At 54.1% G+C, this 1,441-nt stretch carries 1 rRNA gene; it reads left to right on the top strand.

Going from position 1 to position 1,441, the window contains the following annotated elements:
* Positions 1–1,441 (top strand): 23S ribosomal RNA (locus tag RT323_RS16640); the annotation flags it as partial.

Below are 1,441 nucleotides of genomic sequence, written 5' to 3'. Positions count from 1 at the left end.
AATCAAACTTCGTGATAGCTGGTTCTCCCCGAAATGCATTTAGGTGCAGCGTTGTCTGTTTCTTGTCGGAGGTAGAGCACTGGATGGTCTAGGGGGCCTACAAGCTTACCGAAATCAGCCAAACTCCGAATGCCGGCAAGTTGAGGACGGCAGTGAGACTGTGGGGGATAAGCTTCATAGTCGAGAGGGAAACAGCCCAGATCATCAGCTAAGGCCCCTAAGCGTTAACTAAGTGGAAAAGGATGTGGAGTTGCGGAGACAACCAGGAGGTTGGCTTGGAAGCAGCCATCCTTGAAAGAGTGCGTAATAGCTCACTGGTCAAGTGATTCTGCGCCGACAATGTAGCGGGGCTCAAGCAGTCCGCCGAAGCTGTGGCATCCGCACCGTGTGTGTGGGTGGGTAGGGGAGCGTCGTGTGTGTGTTGAAGCGGTTGGGTGACTGGTCGTGGAGTGCATGCGAGTGAGAATGCAGGCATGAGTAGCGAATGACGGGTGAGAAACCCGTCCGCCGATTATCCAAGGGTTCCAGGGTCAAGCTAATCTGCCCTGGGTGAGTCGGGACCTAAGGCGAGGCCGACAGGCGTAGTCGATGGATAACCAGTTGATATTCTGGTACCGGCGCATGAACGTTCGAGTCGAAATTTGCGATGCTAAGAATGCGAGATCGCTGGATCCTTTCGGGGTGATGGTGGTTGAGTCTTTGACCCGAGCTTTGAGTAGGCTAGCTGCGGAGGGACGCAGGAAGGTAGCCCATCCCGGGCGGTGGTTGTCCCGGGCTAAGATGGTAGGCCGGCGTGTAGGTAAATCCGCACGTCTTGTGGTTGAGAGTTGATGGCACTGCGAGCATGCGTGTTCGTGGTGTGGGTGATCCTATGCTGCCTAGAAAATCTTCGTGAGCGAGTTTTTGTGCCGCCCGTACCCTAAACCGACACAGGTGGATTGGTAGAGAATACCGAGGCGATCGAGAGAATCGTGGTGAAGGAACTCGGCAAAATTCCCCCGTAACTTCGGGATAAGGGGGGCCTGATCCGTGGCAGCCCTTTGCGGTTGGTAGCGGTGATGGTCGCAGTGACCAGGCCCAAGCGACTGTTTACTAAAAACACAGGTCCGTGCGAAGTTGTAAGACGATGTATACGGACTGACTCCTGCCCGGTGCTGGAAGGTTAAGGGGAACTGTTAGCTTGTGCGAAGCGGTGAACTTAAGCCCCAGTAAACGGCGGTGGTAACTATAACCATCCTAAGGTAGCGAAATTCCTTGTCGGGTAAGTTCCGACCTGCACGAATGGAGTAACGATTTGGGCGCTGTCTCCACCACGAACTCGGCGAAATTGCATTACGAGTAAAGATGCTCGTTACGCGCAGTAGGACGGAAAGACCCCGGGACCTTTACTATAGTTTGGTATTGGTGTTCGGTACAGCTTGTGTAGGATAGGTGGGAGACT

The organism is Aeromicrobium sp., from assembly GCF_032084975.1.
GTDB lineage: Bacteria > Actinomycetota > Actinomycetes > Propionibacteriales > Nocardioidaceae > Aeromicrobium.
The sequence above is the reverse complement of the archived record's forward strand: the minus strand, read 5'-3'. Positions and strand labels throughout refer to the sequence as shown.